This is a genomic window from Actinoplanes sp. GCM10030250 (assembly GCF_042666575.1).
Classification (GTDB): Bacteria; Actinomycetota; Actinomycetes; order Mycobacteriales; family Micromonosporaceae; genus Actinoplanes.
Map to the genome: position 1 here is coordinate 377123 of NZ_JBHTDO010000002.1, position 18494 is coordinate 395616.

Annotated in this window: 16 protein-coding genes, 1 tRNA gene and 1 pseudogene; 7 read left to right on the forward strand and 11 right to left on the reverse strand. The window is 68.3% G+C overall.

The genetic code is table 11. The features are described 5' to 3' along the window. Positions 1-66: 66 nt before the first annotated feature. A complete protein-coding gene (gene metG / locus ACFQV6_RS04895; protein ID WP_378026094.1) occupies positions 67-1869 on the reverse strand; it encodes a methionine--tRNA ligase in 1803 nt (600 codons plus the stop codon). A gap of 132 nt (positions 1870-2001) precedes the next feature. On the opposite strand from metG, the gene ACFQV6_RS04900 reads away from it, so the two are divergent. Then, positions 2002-3084, forward strand: a complete 1083-nt coding sequence (locus tag ACFQV6_RS04900) for a hypothetical protein (RefSeq protein ID WP_378026095.1) — start codon at positions 2002-2004, stop codon at positions 3082-3084. Here ACFQV6_RS04900 and rsmI read toward each other — a convergent pair. Next, positions 3081-3923 (reverse strand): 16S rRNA (cytidine(1402)-2'-O)-methyltransferase, encoded by an 843-nt coding sequence (gene rsmI, locus ACFQV6_RS04905; RefSeq protein WP_378026096.1) that lies wholly within the window; start codon positions 3921-3923, stop codon positions 3081-3083. The genes ACFQV6_RS04900 and rsmI overlap by 4 nt on opposite strands. 75 nt (positions 3924-3998) lie before the next feature. On the opposite strand from rsmI, the gene ACFQV6_RS04910 reads away from it, so the two are divergent. The 3 genes from ACFQV6_RS04910 (at position 3999) to ACFQV6_RS04920 (ending at position 9847) form a co-directional block, all read left to right on the forward strand. Next, positions 3999-5582 (forward strand): dolichyl-phosphate-mannose--protein mannosyltransferase, encoded by a 1584-nt coding sequence (locus ACFQV6_RS04910; protein WP_378026097.1) that lies wholly within the window; start codon positions 3999-4001, stop codon positions 5580-5582. A gap of 969 nt (positions 5583-6551) precedes the next feature. Beyond that, positions 6552-7394, forward strand: coding sequence for a hypothetical protein (locus ACFQV6_RS04915; RefSeq protein WP_378026098.1), 843 nt, complete (start codon positions 6552-6554; stop codon positions 7392-7394). 71 nt (positions 7395-7465) lie between these two features. After that, complete coding sequence (locus ACFQV6_RS04920; RefSeq protein ID WP_378026266.1) at positions 7466-9847, forward strand: bifunctional polysaccharide deacetylase/glycosyltransferase family 2 protein; 2382 nt, start codon at positions 7466-7468, stop codon at positions 9845-9847. Between the two features lie 67 nt (positions 9848-9914). Here the strand turns inward: ACFQV6_RS04920 and ACFQV6_RS04925 are convergent, their stop codons facing one another. Then, positions 9915-11159: a GAF domain-containing protein gene (locus tag ACFQV6_RS04925; protein WP_378026099.1), complete on the reverse strand. Its 1245-nt coding sequence runs from the start codon at positions 11157-11159 to the stop codon at positions 9915-9917. Between the two features lie 161 nt (positions 11160-11320). On the opposite strand from ACFQV6_RS04925, the gene ACFQV6_RS04930 reads away from it, so the two are divergent. Then, positions 11321-11839: a DUF2199 domain-containing protein gene (locus ACFQV6_RS04930; RefSeq protein WP_378026100.1), complete on the forward strand. Its 519-nt coding sequence runs from the start codon at positions 11321-11323 to the stop codon at positions 11837-11839. 15 nt (positions 11840-11854) lie between these two features. Here ACFQV6_RS04930 and ACFQV6_RS04935 read toward each other — a convergent pair whose 3' ends face one another. The 6 genes from ACFQV6_RS04935 to ACFQV6_RS04960 form a co-directional block, all read right to left on the reverse strand. Further along, complete coding sequence (locus ACFQV6_RS04935) at positions 11855-12163, reverse strand: hypothetical protein (protein ID WP_378026101.1); 309 nt, start codon at positions 12161-12163, stop codon at positions 11855-11857. A gap of 27 nt (positions 12164-12190) precedes the next feature. After that, positions 12191-12826, reverse strand: coding sequence for a hypothetical protein (locus tag ACFQV6_RS04940; RefSeq protein ID WP_378026102.1), 636 nt, complete (start codon positions 12824-12826; stop codon positions 12191-12193). A gap of 198 nt (positions 12827-13024) precedes the next feature. Next, entirely contained in the window at positions 13025-13597 is a 573-nt protein-coding gene (locus tag ACFQV6_RS04945; protein ID WP_378026103.1) for a hypothetical protein, read from the reverse strand. 12 nt (positions 13598-13609) lie between these two features. After that, positions 13610-13777 carry a hypothetical protein gene (locus ACFQV6_RS04950; protein WP_378026104.1) on the reverse strand — a complete coding sequence of 56 codons (168 nt, stop codon included), beginning with the start codon at positions 13775-13777 and terminating at the stop codon, positions 13610-13612. 224 nt (positions 13778-14001) lie between these two features. Then, the gene (locus tag ACFQV6_RS04955) at positions 14002-14769 is read right to left on the reverse strand and encodes a TIGR04255 family protein (protein WP_378026105.1); all 768 of its coding nucleotides are present in this window, start codon (positions 14767-14769) and stop codon (positions 14002-14004) included. 1328 nt (positions 14770-16097) lie between these two features. Next, positions 16098-16250, reverse strand: coding sequence for a hypothetical protein (locus tag ACFQV6_RS04960; RefSeq protein ID WP_378026106.1), 153 nt, complete (start codon positions 16248-16250; stop codon positions 16098-16100). On the opposite strand from ACFQV6_RS04960, the pseudogene ACFQV6_RS04965 reads away from it, so the two are divergent. Both ACFQV6_RS04965 and ACFQV6_RS04970 read left to right on the forward strand, forming a co-directional pair. Continuing rightward, positions 16200-16385: pseudogene (locus ACFQV6_RS04965) on the forward strand (site-specific integrase); the annotation flags it as partial. The gene ACFQV6_RS04960 and the pseudogene ACFQV6_RS04965 sit on opposite strands and share 51 nt — an antisense overlap. Positions 16386-16483: 98 nt before the next feature. Then, positions 16484-17185, forward strand: coding sequence for a tyrosine-type recombinase/integrase (locus ACFQV6_RS04970; RefSeq protein ID WP_378026107.1), 702 nt, complete (start codon positions 16484-16486; stop codon positions 17183-17185). A gap of 61 nt (positions 17186-17246) precedes the next feature. On the opposite strand, the gene ACFQV6_RS04975 is transcribed toward ACFQV6_RS04970, so the two are convergent. Then, positions 17247-17323 (reverse strand) — tRNA-Ala (locus ACFQV6_RS04975). Between the two features lie 345 nt (positions 17324-17668). Beyond that, entirely contained in the window at positions 17669-18421 is a 753-nt protein-coding gene (locus tag ACFQV6_RS04980) for a hypothetical protein (RefSeq protein WP_378026108.1), read from the reverse strand. Positions 18422-18494 lie beyond the last annotated feature (73 nt).

An 18494-nucleotide genomic window follows, 5' to 3' on the forward strand; every position in this document is an offset into this window, starting at 1 on the left:
CACATGGTCAACATGCCCGCCGGCACCAACCGGCGCCGACGGGCATGAAGAGAGTAGAACCGCAGGTCAGGAAGCCTCGCCGAGGCGAGCCAGCTCCTCTTCCACAACGGACGGGTCGAGCTTGCGGAACACCGGCTTCGGCGTGCTGAGCGGGGTGCCCGCCACCAGCGGCACCGACCGCCACCTGGCGCCGACGGTGTAATCGCCCATCAGGACCGGGTATCCCGGGCCGCCGTCCAGGTCCTCGACCTCGTGGATCTCCGGCATGGGCGCGTGCACGCCCTCGCCGCCGAGAAGCTCGAAGACCTTCTGTGCGGAGTGCGGCAGGAACGGGGTCAGCAGCGTGTTGGCGTCGCTGACCACCTGGAGCGCCACGTGCAGGACGGTGCCCTGGCGCGGCTTCTCCTCCTCCGACTTGAGCTTCCACGGAGCCTGCTCGGAGAGGTACTTGTTGGCCTCGGCGACCACCCGCATCGCCTCGCCGATCGCCGCCTTCTGCCGGTGCTTCGCGATCAGCTCGCCGACCGTACCGAAGCCCGCCTTGGCCACCGCCAGCAGCGCCTCGTCCTCGGTGGTCAGCTCACCGGCGGCCGGGATCTGCCCGAAGTTCTTCGCCGCCATCGAGATCGACCGGTTCACCAGGTTGCCCCAGCCGGCCACCAGCTCGTCGTTGTTGCGGCGGACGAACTCCGACCAGGTGAAGTCGGTGTCGTTGGACTCCGGACCGGCCGCGGCGATGAAGTAGCGCAGCGCGTCGGCGTCGTAGCGCTCCAGGAAGTCGCGCACGTAGATGACCACGCGACGGGAGGAGGAGAACTTCTTGCCCTCCATCGTCAGGTACTCACTGGAGACGACCTCGGTCGGCAGGTTGAGCTTGCCGAACTCGCCGGCCTCGCCACCCTTGTCGCCCTCACCGGAGTAGCCCAGCAGCAGCGCCGGCCAGATCACCGAGTGGAAGACGATGTTGTCCTTGCCCATGAAGTAGTAGCCGGAGGCGTCCTTGCCCTGCGCGTCCGCCGACCACCACTGGCGCCACGCCTGCGGGTCACCGGTCCGGCGGGCCCACTCGACGGACGCCGACAGGTAACCGATGACCGCGTCGAACCAGACGTAGATCCGCTTGTCGGCCCGGTCGCGCCAGCCGTCCAGCGGGATCGGCACGCCCCACTCGAGGTCACGGGTGATGGCGCGCGGCTGCAGGTCGTCCAGGAGGTTGCGGGAGAACTTGAGGACGTTGGGCCGCCAGTTCTCCCGGTTGTCCAGCCAGCTCCCGATCGCCTCGGCGAACGCCGGCAGGTCCAGGAAGAAGTGCTCGGTCTCGACGAACTGCGGCGTCTCCCCGTTGATTCGCGAGCGCGGGTTGACCAGCTGCTCCGGGTCGAGCTGGTTGCCGCAGTTGTCGCACTGGTCGCCGCGGGCACCGTCGTAACCGCAGATCGGGCAGGTGCCCTCGATGTAGCGGTCCGGCAGGGTCCGCCCGGTGGACGGCGAGATCGCGCCCAGCGTGGTCCGCGCGACGATGTAGCCGTTGCGGTGCAGCCCCTCAAACAGCTCCTGCACCACCGCGTAGTGGTTGCGGGTGGTGGTCCGGGTGAACAGGTCGTACGACAGGCCGAGCCCGTGCAGGTCCTCGACGATCACCCGGTTGTACCGGTCGGCGAGCTCACGCGGGGTCACACCGTCCGCGTCGGCCTGCACCTGGATCGGCGTGCCGTGCTCGTCGGTGCCGGAGACCATGAGCACGTCGTGACCGGCCATCCGCATGTACCGGCTGAAAACGTCGGAAGGCACTCCGAAGCCGGAAACATGACCGATGTGGCGCGGGCCGTTGGCATAGGGCCAGGCGACCGCGGCGAGAACGTGACTCATGGTGCCCAAGCGTAGTGACCCGCACGGGTGCGCTGCGAACGGATTGCCACTCAGCGCGCCGGTATGCCGATTTGTCCCGACACGCCCCATCATTGACGTGCTCGGGGCCGGGTGCCGACGTTGAATGAGGGTGTGACCGGAGACCCGCCGCAACCAGGGGAAACGCCAAGCAGTCAGGGCAACCCGTGGACCTTCGCCGACCCCGATACCGCCTGGTGGCACGGTGAGCCCGATCGGGAGCCGCCCGAACACCCCGCCGCGGCGGCCGGTGCCGGGGACACCGTCGCCCACTTCACCGGAGACGCCGAGGGATCACGGCTGGCCACCGCGAACGAGCTGATGATCATCGAGCCGGGTGGGAGTGGTGCTCCCGAGTCCGGCGGAAGCGATGGTGCTCCGGGCGTACCAGAAAGTGAAACGACGGATCGCAACCGGCCCACCGTGGCCCTCACACCGCACCGGCCGCCTGCCGCGGCATCGCCGCCCGTGGCCCGGCTGGAAAAGCCGGCCCCGGCGTCGCCGCAGGCCGGGACCCACCTGGAGACACCTGCGGCGTCGCCGCAGACCGGGACCCACCTGGAGACGCCTGCGGCGTCGCCGCAGACCGAGGCCCGGCTGGAGAAGATGGAGAACTCCACGTTCTGGCTGAGCGAGGAGGAACGCGCCGCGAGGGCCGCCGGTCAGCCCGACCGCCGCCCGGGCCGGCGCCGGCGACCGCCCACGCACAACCCGGCCAGCGCACTGATCGCCCTCGTCGCGCTCGGCATGCTCGCCGCCTTCTTCGCCTGGGTCAGCGCGGAACCGTTCTGGCTGGCGGCCGGGCACGGCGACAAGGGGTACGCGACAACGACCCGCTGCCACGGCGACGGCCTCACCCAGCGCTGCCACGGCCGGTTCGCCACCGAGGACGGCCGGTTCAGCGTGGCGCGGGTGACGCTGCTCGGCGTCTCCGGCGAGAGCCGCCGAGCCGGCGCGATCACCCCCGCCCGGATGGTCAGCCCGGGGAGCGGCCAGGCGTACGCCGCACCCGCCGGACCGATCATGCACCTGCGCTGGGCGCTCGGCTTCCTGCTCGTGCTGGTCTGCGGTTACGGCATCGCCGAGGCGACCGGCGCCCGCCGGCTCGGATCCCGGGTCCAGCGCAAGCGGGCCGTGATCGCGAGCTTCGCCGGACCTCTCCTGCTGCTCGCCGGCTTCCTGATCGCCGCCTACTAGATCTTGTGGACGAGGGTGTAGACGTCGCGCTTCTTCAGGCCGTACTCGTCGGCGACGGCCTGGATCGCATCCCGGCGTGAGGAACCCGCCGCCTCGCGCCGCGCCACCGCCTCCCGCAACTCGTCGTCGGCGGGCCGCTCCGCCGGGCCCGCCGGCGCACCGCCCACCACCAGCGTGATCTCGCCGCGCAGCGCACCGGCGGCGGCCCAGGCGGCCAGCTCGCCGAGACCGGCCCGCCGCACCTCCTCGTAGGTCTTCGTCAGCTCCCGGCAGACAGCGGCCGGCCGGTCCGCACCGAAGACGGCCGCCAGGTCCTCCAGCGCACCCACGATCCGGTGCGGCGCCTCGAAGAGGACGAGCGTGCGCGGCTCGGCGGCGAGCTCCCGCAGACGGCTGCGGCGGCCCGAACCCGAGCGGGGCAGGAAACCCTCGAAGACGAAACGGTCGCTGGGCAGCCCGGACAGCGCGAGCGCCGTGGTCACCGCGCTCGGTCCGGGCGCCGCGGTCACCGGGAAACCGGCGTCGAGCGCCGCACGGACCAGCCGGTAGCCGGGGTCGGAGACGCTCGGCATGCCCCCGTCGGTCACCACGGCGACGACGGCGCCACCCTCAAGGGCCTCCACCAGTTCCGGCGTACGCCGCTCGTCGTTGCCCTCGAAGTAGGAGACGATCCGGCCGCGCACCGTGACACCCAGGTCACGGGCCAGCCGGTTCAAACGCCGCGTGTCCTCCGCGGCGATCACATCCGCCGAGGCCAGAACGTCACGCAACCGGGTGGAGGCGTCCCCGATGTTGCCCAGCGGCGCCCCCGCCAACACGACCCGTCCAGTGCTTTCCACCGGAAAAGTCCACCACATGACAGAACCCACCGACGGCGGGCGTCACTTCCCGGGCGCACCGCCTACGATCGCGGAGTGACGACGGCGGCGACAGCTGAGACTGACCTCTCCGGAGAGGACTCCCCCGCCGAGGCGGAGTCGCCTTCGGGCGTGCGTGGTGCAACCGACATCGTCCGGCGTCGGCTGTCGACGCTGGACCAGCGCTTCAACCCCTACTCGTGGATAGTCACCGCGATCATCGTGGTGGCGGCGGCGATCCTGCGTTTCGCGGGGATCAGCAATCCCAAGGGATACATCTTCGACGAGGTGTACTACCCGACGGACGCCTGGGACATGCTGCAGCACGGCGTGGAGTGGGACGAGAAGACCAACGGCCCGGCGTATGTGGTGCACCCACCGCTGGGCAAATGGCTCATCGCCTTCGGCGAGCAGATCTTCGGCAACAACGAGCTGGGCTGGCGGTTCTCCACCGCCGTCGCCGGCACGCTGATGATCCTCATCCTGATCCGCCTGACCTACCGGCTGTTCCACTCGATCGTGCTGGCCGGCATCGCGGGTCTGCTGATGACGCTCGACGGGTTCCAGCTCGTGCTGTCCCGCACCTCGCTGCTGGACATCTTCCTCGGCCTGTTCATCCTGGCGAGCTTCGCCGCGCTGGTCCTCGACCGGGACCACTACCGGCGCAGCTGGCGGCGGGCCCTCGACAACGGCTACGACCCATCGGCCACCCCGCACCTGCCACGGATCGTGCCGTGGTGGCTGCTCGTCGCCGGCATCACCTTCGGGATGGCCTGCGGCGTCAAGTGGAGCGCCCTGTTCTTCGCGCCGTTCTTCGCCGCCATGGTGATCGTCTGGCGGGTGCAGGCGCGCCGCTCGGCGGGCGTCCGCGGGCCGATCATCGCCGGCATCCTCGGCGACCTCGGCTGGCTGCTGCTCAGCTTCGCCCTGATCTTCCTGGTGTATCTGGCCAGCTGGACCGGCTGGTTCGTCACCGACACCGGCTACTTCCGCCACTACCGGGAAGCCAACGGGCTGAGCGAGCCGCCGATCATCGGTGCGCTGCTCAACCTGGCTCACTACCACTCCGAGGCGTACAACTTCCACAGCGGCCTGACCGAGCGCCACACGTACCAGTCATGGCCGTGGCAGTGGCTGCTGCTCGGGCGCCCGGTCGCCTTCTACTGGAGCGGCAACGGCAACTGCGGTGCACCCAGCTGCGCCGCCGAGATCCTGCTGCTCGGCACGCCGATCCTCTGGTGGTCGTTCCTGCCGGCCCTCGGTGCCCTGGTCTGGCTCGGCATCGCCCGCCGCGACTGGCGCGCCTACGCCATCTTCACCGGCGCGGTCGCCGGCCTGCTCCCCTGGTTCTACTACGCGGTCGCCGACGGCCGGACGATGTTCGCCTTCTACGCCCTCCCCGCCCTGCCCTTCCTGATCCTGGCCGTCGTCTACGTCCTCGGCGCGATCATGACCCCACCGGGCGGCCTCGTCTCCGGCCCGAACCGCTCCGACCGCCAACTCGTGGGCACTGTCGTCGCCACGACGTTCGTGGTGCTGGTGGCGCTCTGCTTCGCGTACTTCTACCCCGTCTTCGTCGGAAACCTCATGCCGTATGACGACTGGTCCGTGCGTATGTGGCTGGGCAGTCGGTGGATTTAAAAGCAGGGCATTCCGTACGACCGACGTAAAGCTCTCGAGGGTCAGCGCGACCACCTGCCACCCCAGACCATCCGGCGACCGCCGGGCGTGAGTGGGTGGTCGCCCACCCCCCGCTCTCCCGCCCGCCCAGCCCAACCCACCAGCTGGCCCTCAGCGGGGCCCCCGGGCCCAAAACACCCCGCCCAGCCCCAGCCCAACCCGCCGGCTGGCGCACAGCGGGGCCCCCGGGCGTGAAACGCCCCGCTCAACGCCAGCCCAACCCGTCGGCTGGCGCACAGCGGGGCCCCCACGCCCGAAACACCCCGCTCAGCGCCAGCCCATCCCGTCGGCAGGGAGGCAGCACTGGGGACCAGCCGGGGTCTGCGCGGACGCTTGGTCGGCGGCCGGCGCGCGCGGGCTGGGCATTGAGGGCGATGAGAGCTCGGAGTGGAGCAAGCACACTCGGGGGGTGTTGGCAAGGCCTGGGCTGCCGACTAGTCAGGCGGGCGGGGCTTGCTGCAAGTAGGGCGCGCCCCGATCGCCTGCCACGGGGGAAGCGGGCGATAGGGGCGCGCAACATGCAGCTTAACGAGGACGGATGGCGCGCACAACGGGTGCCTGCACAAGATTGCCGTGTCGCTCCGAGCATCCCAGCGATTCGGACATTAGCCTCTTATCTCGCTATTAGGTTTTATCGCTTCGCGAAGAATGCTCGATTATCCAGTCGGGAATGCGACAGCAAATTGATCGGGATTTCGGCGTAACGTCTTTTGCCCGCGACCCGCACCGCAGCTCAGCGGAATGCGCGGGAGAGTCGGACACCAAAGACCCCATCGGGTCAATTCGCCGACCTCACCATTTCGTCCTATTTCAGGGGATCAGTCGGCCGTCACCCTTGTGAGTGATAAGTGCCAAGATCGCGATAAATGTTCTTAAGCTCGCCGCGTGACTTCGCAGGAACCCAAAACCCCGCCAACCGCCGATCCCCACATGCCGGACACGGAAGTGATCGCCGTCTCGTCACCCGCACCGGTGTTCGTCGACAGCACCGGTCGGCGTAGCCGGTTACTCCGGCGCATCGCGCTGGGCTTCGGTGTCCTCGTCGTCGCCTACGGGGGGCTGCTCAGCGTCAGCCTGGCCGGCGGTCCGGTCAGCTCCAGCGCGGTGCTGCCGCTGCCGGGCCTCGACGACGACAAGGATCGTGACGAGCCGGTCCCGCCACGGCCCCTGCCGAGCCCGACCCCGGCTCCCGGCACCACGGCACCGCCGCAGCGCTATGTGGCGGAGTCCGTGCAACGCCGGTCGGAGGAGGTGCTGAGGCGCCGCAGCACCCCTGTCACGTCGCGGCCGTCCAGCAGCACCCCGACCAGGTCGCCGAGCACCAAGCCGACGACCAAGAAGCCCGCACCGGCGACGACCACGACGAAGCCGACCGAGTCGACCACCAAGCCGGGCACCACCACGAAGCCGGTACCCGGCCCGATCGTCACGACGACCACCCCGCCGGTCGAGGTGCCCCCCGCCCCGCCGGCACCGCCCGGCACCGGCGGCGAGGCGGGCGGCGGCCAAGCGGGCGGCCAGACCAGCGGCGGCCAAGCAGGCGGCAGCGCGACCGGCGGCGGCCAAGCAGGCGGCGGCGCGACCGGCGGCGGCCAAGCAGGCGGCAGCGCGACCGGCGGCGGCCAAGCGGGCGGCGGTGGTGCGGCCGGGCAACCGGCGAAGCCCACCTCGGCGCCCAGCCGGCCGGCGACCGTGGACCCGGCCCCGCCGGCGCTGCCGCCGGCTGACGACCCCGCGGATGTCGCCCAGCCGCCCGCCAAGGCGTCGGCGTGACCGCCACCCCCACCCGCCGAGCCCGCACCCGGGGACGGAGCCGGCGGCGCATCCTGCCCCGGCCCCGGGTCATGCTCGGCACCCTGCTGATCGGGTTCTTCGTCGCCGTCCTGGTGGTGCAGGCCTACATCAACGCCGAGTTCAAGAGCGACCACGTGCAGACCGAGGTCGGTGACCAGGCCGCGGTGCCGATGGCCATCCGCGGCGGCGGCCCGGTCATCAACACCACCGGCGGCCAGGAGAGCACCAGCCGCCTGCCCGAGCGGACCATCGCGCTCACCTTCGACGACGGCCCGGATCCCGAGTGGACGCCGAAGGTCCTCAAGGTGCTGCGTGACAACGACGCCCACGGCACCTTCTTCGTCGTCGGCTCCCAGGTGGCCCGGCACCCCGAGCTGACCAGGCAGGTCGTGGCGGGCGGCAACGAGCTGGGTCTGCACACGTTCACCCACCCGAACATGCAGCGGCTCGCCCCGTGGCGGCGGGAGCTGGAGCTGTCGCAGAACCAGGTGGCCATCGCGCGGGCGACGGGCGTACGCACAAACCTGGCCCGCTTCCCGTACTCCTCCAAGAACGCAGCGATCGACGAGGTGAACTGGAAGATCGTCAAGGAGGCCGGCGCACAGGGCTATCTCGTCGTGGTCAACGACAGGGACAGCGAGGACTGGCAGCGCCCCGGCGTCGACAAGATCGTCCGTAACGCCACCCCGGCCGGAGACAGCTCGGCCATCATCCTGTTCCACGACGCCGGCGGCGAGCGGGCGCAGACCGTCGAGGCCCTGTCCCGGTTCATCCCGATGATGAAGGCTCGCGGCTACCGGTTCACCACCGTCACCGAGGGGCTCAACCTGGGCATCGCCGAGCAGGCCGCGGCCGGTGGCGACCGGGCGGAGAGCACCGAGGCGATCGCGCAGCTCCCGGTCAACCCCGAGGCCCCGCACGCCGACGAGTGGCGCGGGCTGGCGCTGATCGGCACCGTACGGCTGGCGGACGGCCTGGTCACCGTGATCGCCGTGCTCTTCATCATCGTCGGGCTGCTGACCGTCGGCCGTACGGTGCTCATGCTCGCACTCGCCACCCGGCACGCCCGGCAGCGCCGCAGGCCGGACTTCAGATGGGGCCCGCCGGTCACCGACCCGGTCTCGGTGATCGTGCCCGCCTACAACGAGAAGGAGGGCATCGAGGCCGCCGTCCGGTCGCTGGCCCTCGGCGACTACCCGGAGATCGAGGTGGTGGTCGTCGACGACGGATCCACCGACGGGACCGCGGACCTGGTGGAACGGATGTGCCTGCCGAACGTGCGGGTGGTACGCGTACCCAACGGCGGCAAGCCGAACGCCCTGAACACCGGCGTGGCCCTCGCCCGGCACGACCTGATCGTCACCGTCGACGGTGACACCATCTTCGAGGACGACTCGATCCGCCGGCTGGTGCAGCCGTTCGCCGACCCGTCGGTGGGCGCCGTGGCCGGCAACGTCAAGGTCGGCAACCGGGGCACCATGGTCGCCCTGTGGCAGCACATCGAGTACGTGATCGGCTTCAACCTCGACCGCCGCCTCTACGAGGTGCTGAACTGCATGCCCACGGTCCCGGGCGCGATCGGCGCGTTCCGGCGTGAGGCGCTCGCTCAGGTGGGCGGTGTCAGCGACGAGACCCTGGCGGAGGACACCGACGTCACGATGGCGTTGTGCCGGGCCGGGTGGCGGGTGGTCTACGAGGAGCACGCCAAGGCGTGGACCGAGGCACCGACCACTCTGGAGCAGCTCTACCGGCAGAGGTACCGCTGGAGTTACGGCACCATGCAGGCGATGTGGAAACACCGCCGGGCGATCTTCGAGTCCGGACCCTCCGGCCGGTTCGGGCGGGTCGGCCTGCCGTTCCTCGCCCTGTTCGGGGTGGCGCTGCCGATGCTCGCCCCGGTCGTCGACATCATGCTCATCTACGGGCTGGTCTTCTGGGATCTGACCGAGACCGTCATCGCCTGGCTCGGCATGCTGGCACTGCAGATGTTCACCGCGGCCGTGGCGTTCCGCTTCGACCGGGAGTCGCTGCGGCCCCTGCTCCGCCTGCCGTTGCAGCAGTTCGCCTACCGGCAGTTGATGTACCTGGTGCTGATCCAGTCGGCGACCACCGCGCTGACCGGTGGCCGGCTGCGCTGGCACAAGCTCAACCGGGCCGGGCTCACCCCACGGTCGGGCTCCCCGGAGCCGGTACCGGTGGGTGGGAGCGTCGCGCCGGTGGTCGACTCGTGGCCGCCGTCCCTCGGCGACGTGCCGCGGGCGCCCGGCCGTTCCCCGACGGGCCGTGCGGTGGCGCCGCCGGCCGTACCCATGCAGCCCCGCCATTCCGAGGATCTTCGCCATTCCGAGGATCTTCCGTCCGCCGGCTCGCCCCCGGTCGACGGCCTCGGCCCGGTACGCGCCGGGTGGTCCCCCGACCAGCGCGCCGGGTGAACGCGCCGGCCCGCACCCTGATCGTGCAGCCGATCAGGGCGCGGGCCGGCGGCGTCAAGCCGAAACGTCAGGCAATCGCCAGGTCGCGGATCAGATCGCTCGGCCGCATGTCCGCGTACGGGAACACCACATGCAGCGAGGTCCCGTCCCCGGGCCGGTCCGACAGCGCCACGGTGGCGTGATGCGCGTCCAGGATCCGCTTCGCCACGGCCAGGCCACGGTCCGGCCCCGGTACGTCGGCCGGATGCGCGATCGCACCGTAGTACAGGTGCGGGAACAGTTCGGGGCGCATACCGTCCGGAAGATCCATGTCGTCCAGGCGTACCGTCGGCCCTGACTCCATCTCGGTGCCCACCCGCACCCGACCGCCCTCCGGTGTGTACTTGACCGCGGCAAAGAGAAGGTGCGTCAGCACCTGCTCGAGGCGCACCGGATCGGCGATGATCGGCAACGACGGGCCGCCCGCCTGGTTGAGGATCCAGATGTGCTTGCTGGCCGCGATCGGCCGGACCGCCTCCACCGCCCGCTGCGTCACCCTGGTCAGGTCGCACTGCCGCATGTGCAGGCTCTCCCCGCCGAGACCGGCGTCGGCCATCGTGGTGAGGTGGTCGATCAGCTCTCGGAACCCGCGCACGTGCGCCGCCGTCGCCCGGCCCACCAGGTCGCCCATCTCGGCGTCGTGGAAACCGGTGTCACCGAGACGCTCGAGGTACGCCGACATCAGCCGCAGCGACGACCGCAGTTCACCGCCGACCAGGCCGGCCAGGTCGTCCTTGCGGCGTTCCAGTTCCTGGAGCCGGGCCGTGGTGTTGGCGAGCGCGAACGCGTACCGGCGGAGCTCGAGCTGCGCGGTGACCTGGCGGGCCAGCGCGCGCAGTGCCTGCTGCTGCTCGATGTCGAGGTGCCGGGTCACGGTGTCCATGACGCAGAGCGTGCCGAGAGCGAACCCGTCGGTCGTCATCAGCGGCGCACCGGCGTAGAAGCGGACGCCGTTCGGGGCGGCGACCGCCGGGTTGTCGGCGAACCGCGCGTCGTCCCGCGCATCGGGTACGAGAAGCAGGTCCCTGCCGAGGATCGCGTGAGCGCAGAAGGACACGTCCCGCGAAGTCTCCGCCAGTTCCGATCCGGTGCTGGCCTTGGCCCATTGCCGGTCGGCGTCGACCAGGCTGACCATCGCCATCGGTGCTTCGCAAACCCCGGCGGCCAGGGCGACGATGTCGTCGAAGTCCTTTTCGGCCGGGCTGTCGAGGATGTCGAGCGAGTAGAGCGCCGCGAGACGCTCGATCTCGTTGTCGGGCAGGGGTGCTTTCATGCGGGTCACCTCCGAGACTCGCTCAAGAGATACCACCCGAAAGTAGCGATTTTCCTGCTTTGCGCATTACCGGGACAGATGCCCGAGCCATCAGCGCCCGGGTGTGACGTAACGGTCAGGACCGGGAAAGACTTATGCGTACGGCCGTATGCTTCGCGCCCATGAGCACCGACCAGTTCGTCTGCGGGATGTGCGGAGCCGTGCACAGCGGCCCGCCGCTCAGCTTCGCCGCACCGGCCCCGGACTACTGGGAACCGGACATGGCAGACGACGAGGCCTGCCTGCTGGACTCGGACCTCTGCGTCATCAGCGGCGAGCAGTTCTTCATCCGCGGACTGATCGAACTACCGGTGTGGGAGACCGGCGAGACCTTCACCTGGAGCATGTGGGTCTCGCTGAGCCACGCCAGCTTCACCCGCGCCGTGGACGTCTGGGAACAGCCCGGCCGCGAGAGCGAACCGCCCTACTTCGGCTGGCTGTCCAACGCGATCGCCGGCTACGAGCCGTCCACGCTCAACCTGCGTACGAACGTGCACACCCGCGCCGTCGGCGAGCTCCCCTACATCGAGCTGGAACCCACCGGCCACCCGCTGGCGATCGAGCAGCGCATCGGCGTCTCGATGAGCCGCGTCGAGGAGATCGCCGCCCTCCACCTCCACGAGCACCCCCAGGGCCGTTGACCTCGGCGTGAGCGCTCAGTAGAAGTGCGCGTGCGCCGTCTCAGGCAGCACACCGGAACGCTGGTAGGCCCGCCGGATCGAGGCGGCGACCTTGACAACCACGGCCCTGTCCACGCCGTCAGTCGAGCCCGTGACCTCGCCGCCCACCACGTCGACGACGATGTCACCCAGGGGTTTCCCGGCACGATCCGCCGGGCGGAACCGCCAGGACACCTGATCGAGAATGACGAATCCGGATCCACCGGCGCCCTGATCCGCCTCCCAGCGATACAGAAAGCCATTGGGCGCCGGCCCTTCGGCCCAGACACCGAGTGATGCGGTCATCCGCCACCTCCGCTCACGTTTCCGCCGTCACTTCTCACGCTGGTAGCCCAAGCCATCCGCGGCCGCCGCTTCAGGGTCCCATGTGAATCCGGCTTCGATCGTCGCGGCATGGGCCCGGCGGTAGCTGGGATCGCCGGTACGAGCCATGAACTCCGCTTCGTACCGCTCATGCCTCAGCAGGTCGAGGTCGGCCGGATGAGGTTGGCCGTTCACCAGCCTCTGCCATGCCTCGGCGATACGCGGATTCGCGTCGAACAGACCCATCTCGCCCTCCGAATAGGAGTCCAGCAAGTGCTGTTCCCGGAACAGATGACTCTTGATGCGGCCGATGTCAGCGGGCGTGAAGCCGTGATCCCTGGCTGCCTCGGTGATGAAAGGAAGGTCGTCGTCACTCGCCCGGATCATGTCGTAGGCGTCGTCCGCCCACTCCAGCTCGTAATCCATGATGTTGCGCGGCAAGCGCATTTCGCCGCCCGTCTCAAAGCTGCGACCGGCCGGTGCGGCGGTGGGATCCGTACGACTCAGTCGGTGCAGCTGGTGCGCGAGCCGCTCGAGGATCCCGGTCAGCTGGGCGAGCTTGGTCCTCAGGCGGCGCATGCTGTCGAGCAGGGACCGGACGAAATCCTGGATGCGGTTGGCCCACTTCGCCACCAGCGCGGCCACCTGACCGGCCACCACGGGCGTCGCAATTCCGACTCGGACTCACCACCGACATCGCAACGGCGGCATCCATCCTCGGCATAGGGCGCAGCAAGGCCTACGCCTTAGCGAAAAGCAATGCCTTCCCCGTACGAATCATCCGCGTCGGCCGCAGCTACGTCGTACCGACAGCGCCAATCCTTAACTTGCTCGGCATTCCAGCTATCGCGCCTGATTCTTATCCTTTTCTTCCCTCACAATATTCGGTCCGACCTTCTCGAAAGGATGCAGCGTTTCAGGTAGGGCTACACGCATCATGTAGCGGCCAAAGGCCTGCGCCAGATGCTCCTTATATGGCGAGATCATTCGAAGCCGCTCACCCATCAGCGCAGCGTGTTCCTTGCAAAGCGACTTGTCAACGAGGCGAAGGTGATGGAAATCGACCAATGCCCAATCTAGGCTCGGCTCCTCAACATGCTCCGGCAGCAGGAAATAGGCGACATCGGCGCCCTGCACCAAGCTCTTATGAAAGGATGACGACTTCGCCCTATCCGCACAGTTAGACGCGGCGACCATTTTGCGATAAGAGTGAACGTTGGCGACCAAGATCTCCGAGACCTTATCGTTAACAAGGTCACAGGTCTGCGAAAGAACAACATAGTTGCCCCGAGATACTGCTACCTTCGGGCCTTCAACGGGATCAAGTTTTACAACGCGCGGCGTTGGCAGATCAAAAAGGACGTCGCCTTGCTCAATCTCTTGTCCGCCAACAGTGGCGTACCAAGCTAAGGCCATACACTGCCCTTCCTACAAGTCGAAGGCGGAGATGGCCGCACGATCGCGATCATCGAAGAAATGCTCCACCGGAGCATCTTCCACGACGACGGTCGCCCTCACCAGCGATACCTCTTCCGTGAGGGACTCGTCCACCACGAAGTCCTCATAGGAGTCGCTGTACTCCCAGGGGCTCGGCATTGCCATCAGAACGGTAGGGATGACACCAGTGGCAGCACTATCAATCAAGTATTGGCCGACAGCGGGGGGACTAGGAGGAACGTCGTCACTCGTCCATGCGCGAGCCACTCGATCCTCACCGGCGTAAGTTTGAGCGATCGTAGACGCCGGAGGCATCAAAGGGATTACACCACTAGCAGAAAGCAGGTAAGGCGTCGCCCTCTTCACCGCCGCGCGAACTACACTCATTCGAAAAGCTCCCTACACTTCTGGGTAATCAGGGACTCGAATAGCTCGTTTTCCTTGGACTTGAGTCGCTTAAGTTCTTCAACAATCGCGACTTCACTGCCGAGGTTCTCAGAAATCATGGAAACCAAATCAAGATCAAGAAGGACGCCCACCGCATCCTCTGCCGAATCCACCGAGGCGACAGTGAGCGAGAAATGCATTCGCTCTTCCGGGTTAGCCAGCTGAGTGCGGTAAAAGAACCCAGAAACGCCACCCGCAAATGGCATTTCGTCGATTGCCGCAAAGGCCTTGTATGAGAAATAGTCGTTTAGGTTAATTACGCGTCCCGGAACGACTACCTTATTAATGTATCGCAACGACAAAGACTTGAGCCCGCCAAGGGCGGAGAATTCCGACCTCAGAGCTTCGATGTCGCGCTGCACACGGGGCAGGAACTCGTCTTCAAAGCTCACGTAGGGAGCAAGTCGGTGGACCGCCAAAAGATCAGGGCCCACCGTAAGCATCTGCGTCTGGTCGTTGGACCTGAACTGAAACCGAGGTGGGCCATGGACCACCCTCAAGGGTGAAGCGTTCTCACCCACCGGTCCCGCTCCGACGAGGTCCGCCTGAATCAGCTGCTGCTCGACCGGCTCAAGCGGGTACGACCCCTTGAGTAACTCGTACAGGGTCCCCGCGGTCCTGACACTCCACGGCTGCGGCGACTCGAAGACCATCTGACAGACCGCTTCATGGATAGGAGGATTCTTATACTTGCGATCCGTCACTCGGCTCCTCCTCCCTCAGATGGGCTCCTGCCCTGACGATCGTCCCAGCCCACCAGACCACGACGCAACCGAACTCGCCTGGGCAAGCAAGTCGGCCAGAAGTAAAACGTCCTTAAGGACCGACCGCGAGAGGTCAAAACGTTGAGGGCGTCACCGCCCACTAGAACCAGACGTACGACCTCCAAACGCCAACTGTGATCGACGATGCGCGAAGCGACGCACCAAGCCGCGCCTGTGCTAGCAACTTCCACGACGGCCAGATGACGGTCAAACGATCAACGGGCCGGTCGCCGCGATCGGCTACCAGCCCGTTTATCAGGTCTTTCTTGGTGGAGCTGAGGGGATTTGAACTCCATAGACCGCGTGCCGGATCAAGCCGATCGAAATCGGGCGATCCACCGGCGTGAGCTGGCCGAGGACTCTCGTCGGTTGACAGCTGTTGACGTGGCTTTTCGCGCTCGTCTGTGCCCGGTTTGTGCCTGTGGATCTTTAACAGAGCGAGGGGCGAAGAGGCTTCCCGTCGCGCGGGCTTGCCCCGATCGGACCGGGTGGCCGGCCACCCGGTCTGATTGCCCGTTGGGCGCGCGACGGGAAGCCTCTTCCCAGAGCGCCCGCCGGAGGCACGCTTCTCTACGGGGATCCGGGGCGGAGCCCCGGCCGCCGGAGGCAGGGGTTGGACTGCCTTCCGGCGGGTCGCGTCCGGGACGGGTGCAGCCGCCTATCTGGGCTGGCGTTTCCGGCCGAGCTGGCGGGGCTGGGTAGCGGCGACCGCCTCGGCGATGGCTGGAAGATCTTCGGCATTAGCACGACTGGCGATCACCAGTAGGGCGATCGCGCGCACTACGCCAGGAAGAGACGCAACGAGCGCGGGTGCAAGGGAAACGAGGGCGGTCACGAACGAAATTTGGGCGAGCGACACCGGAGGCTCCTAGGCCCCTTGCGTCAACGCCCCGAGTTCACGGCTTAGTGCCGGGCCCTGGTCGCACCGGGAAGTCAACTTCTGACAGGACATGCTGAGTTTGATGTGATCCAGGCACGAACATGATAGCCCCGAGCGTTCGGGGCTTCGTCGTGTCCGGCCGGGACTTTGGGTCGGCGCGGCCGGGGTCGGCGCGGAGCCGAAGGCGGCAGCGCCGTGCCTGGATGCGGGAGTGTGCCTGATGCCGATCGATGACCTCTGGTACCTGAGGGAGCGCGGACCGGACCGGAAGCGGCTGCCGTCCGAGCGACACGGGCGCGGGAAGCGGTGGCGGGTCCGCTACGTAGACGCAGCCAGCCAACCTCGGGACCGCCTCTTTGAGCGCTAGGTCGGCGCTGAAGCCTTCGATCTAGAGGCGCGGACGGGCGTCGCGCCGGAGACGCAGCTGGTTCAGGCCGAGCGGCACGTGACCTTCCGCGAGTACGCCGAGCGGTGGCGGCACTCGCGGAAGGTGAGTCAGGCGCCGGACTATCAGCGGCACCTCGACTCCCTCCTCCGCCATCACCACTATCCGTACTTCGGCAACCGGGTCATGCGCGGGATCAACGTGACGGACATCCTGGAGTGGATTACCAAGCTGATTGACGCGAAGGTTGCACAGTCCTCGCTGAAAACCTACTTCGATGTCCTGAACGTCATCCTGAACGCGGCCGTGGTCGACAAGGTGATCGCTGACAACCCCTGCAAGGCGGTACGGCTGTCAGCCATCCTCCGTGGCTTCTCGCGTGCGCCGAAGTGGGTGCCACGACTGAGGAGACGCTCGCACTGCTCGGCGTGGTGCCATCGCGCTTCCGGGCGGCCATTTGGCTCGGCGCTGGTGAGGGGATGCGCATCGGGGAGGTACTCGGCGCGGAGGACGGCTCACGGTGTGTCGATCCGGCCCGGAGGGAGGTGCACGTCGTGCAACAACTGCGGTCCCACAAGCAGGCGTACGGCGGGTTCTACCTCTCGCCGCCGAAGTCGGGGTCGGTGGGTGACGTCGACCTGGACGAGGCGGTGGCGGCGGCCGTGGCTGAGCATGTCCGTGAGTTCCCGCCGGGCGGCGTCGAACTGCTGGATATCACTCGCGGCACGCCGGACTCTGGTAAGCCCGTCGCGCGTCGGCTCGTCAACCTGCTGGTCACCGATGATCTCGGGCGGCCAATCCACGATCAGGCGTGGTCCAAGCTCTGGGCTGGGTGGCGTGCCGCTGCCGGGTGGCCGCAGGAAGGCACTTTCCACTCACTGCGGCACTACTTCGCTACCGAGCTGATCGCGGCGAACGTCGATCCGGCCGACGTACAGAACGCTCTACGGCACTTCAGCTTGCGGATCACGTTGGAGACGTACGTGCATTGGTGGCCGAAGCGGGACCGTCGTCGGAACATCATCAGCTCGGCGCTGCGGGCGGCTGCGGCTGGGCATGGCACGGCGGTCGCGGGGCTGATCCGGTCGTGATCTGTGCCGGATTTGGTCCAAACGATCAACGGCCAGCGTTTCCGCTGGCCGTCGTGTGTGTTGGTGGAGCTGAGGGGATTTGAACCCCTGACCCCCTCGATGCGAACGAGGTGCGCTACCAGTCTGCGCCACAGCCCCTTGGCCCGACGGTGACCTCGTCACCTTGGAGCCGAAGCCAGGCTAACAGGTCCCTCGGCCTCCTCGCGAACCGGCCCTCCCCCAGCCACGATCATGAGCCGGCGGCGGATTGCGGCCCGGTGTTGCAGGTGGCCGCCGGCCCGAGATGGCGGGACGGGCACGGTCGGGCGGTGACGGCCGGCCGCGTACATCTGCAGTGTCCGGAAGCTGCAAACGCACCCGGCGCAAGCGAAACGCGCAGGTCAGGCGGTGCGGAAGGCGTGAATGAAACGCGCAGGTAAGGCGCGAGCGAAACGGGCGGGTCGAGCGGTGCGGAAGGCAAGCTGGCGCTTGCATAACCCCGGATCAGGCGGTGTGGTGGCGGCCGCCGGCCTCGTAGGGGCGGCCGCGCAGCCCGCCGCGCCTGCGGTAGGAGACGGAGCCGCCGTTGGCGACCATGGGTAGGTCGGAGGGTTCGCGGTCGAGGCCCATGGCGGCGCGGCGGACGGCTTCGCGCTGGGCGGCGAGGCGGCGCTGGGTTTCGCGGCGGGCGGCGGCTCGGCGGGCCTGTTCGCGGCGGACCTCGGCTTGGCGGGCGGCGAGCCAGGCGGCTTCGCGGGCCTGGATGCGACGGCGGCGGCTGTCGGCTACGGCGCGGTTGCGCAGGTGGATGAGGTAGACGCCGAGGAGGGTGCCGGTGACCGCGAAGCTGATCCAGAAGCCGGGGCCGACGGCGAGGACGCCGACCAGCTCGATGATGTTGAGCAGGAGCAGGGCGGCGAAGACGCGGCGGCGGCGGACCACCGCGGGGGTGCCGCGGCGACGGGGTATGCGGGGCGGGCGCCTGCCGGTGACCAGGCGGAGCCGGCGCGGTGGCGGGGGCGGGGAATCACCCGATGGGGCGGGCACCGTAACCGTCACCTGGCGGGCGGGGTTTATCGGTCGTTGTCCGGGCACGGTGCGGTGACGGCGGCGGCGTTGCAGCACGCGCGCCGTCGACGACGCCCGCTCCGCTGCGAGGCGCTCGGTTGCGTCGTACCGGCGGACCAGCGCCGGTGCGAGAGCGAGCAGGCCGGCTGCGGCGAGGACGGCGAGGAGTACCGAGGTGGGCACCCTCACCCCTCCCGTCAACGAATGACACGACGAATGCGAGGTTACGGGCGGTAGCCGGGGAATTTCGCGCGCCGCGCCG

Coding starts and splice junctions, on each gene's coding strand:
- metG (WP_378026094.1), bottom strand. CDS start 1,869: ATGAGTCACGTTCTCGCCGCGGTCGCCTGGCCCTATGCCAACGGCCCG.
- ACFQV6_RS04915 (WP_378026098.1), top strand. CDS start 6,552: ATGCCGGACACGGAAGTGATCGCCGTCTCGTCACCCGCACCGGTGTTC.
- ACFQV6_RS04920 (WP_378026266.1), top strand. CDS start 7,466: ATGCTCGGCACCCTGCTGATCGGGTTCTTCGTCGCCGTCCTGGTGGTG.
- ACFQV6_RS04925 (WP_378026099.1), bottom strand. CDS start 11,159: ATGAAAGCACCCCTGCCCGACAACGAGATCGAGCGTCTCGCGGCGCTC.
- ACFQV6_RS04930 (WP_378026100.1), top strand. CDS start 11,321: ATGAGCACCGACCAGTTCGTCTGCGGGATGTGCGGAGCCGTGCACAGC.
- ACFQV6_RS04935 (WP_378026101.1), bottom strand. CDS start 12,163: ATGACCGCATCACTCGGTGTCTGGGCCGAAGGGCCGGCGCCCAATGGC.
- ACFQV6_RS04945 (WP_378026103.1), bottom strand. CDS start 13,597: ATGGCCTTAGCTTGGTACGCCACTGTTGGCGGACAAGAGATTGAGCAA.
- ACFQV6_RS04950 (WP_378026104.1), bottom strand. CDS start 13,777: ATGCCGAGCCCCTGGGAGTACAGCGACTCCTATGAGGACTTCGTGGTG.
- ACFQV6_RS04960 (WP_378026106.1), bottom strand. CDS start 16,250: ATGGCGGAGGAGGGAGTCGAGGTGCCGCTGATAGTCCGGCGCCTGACT.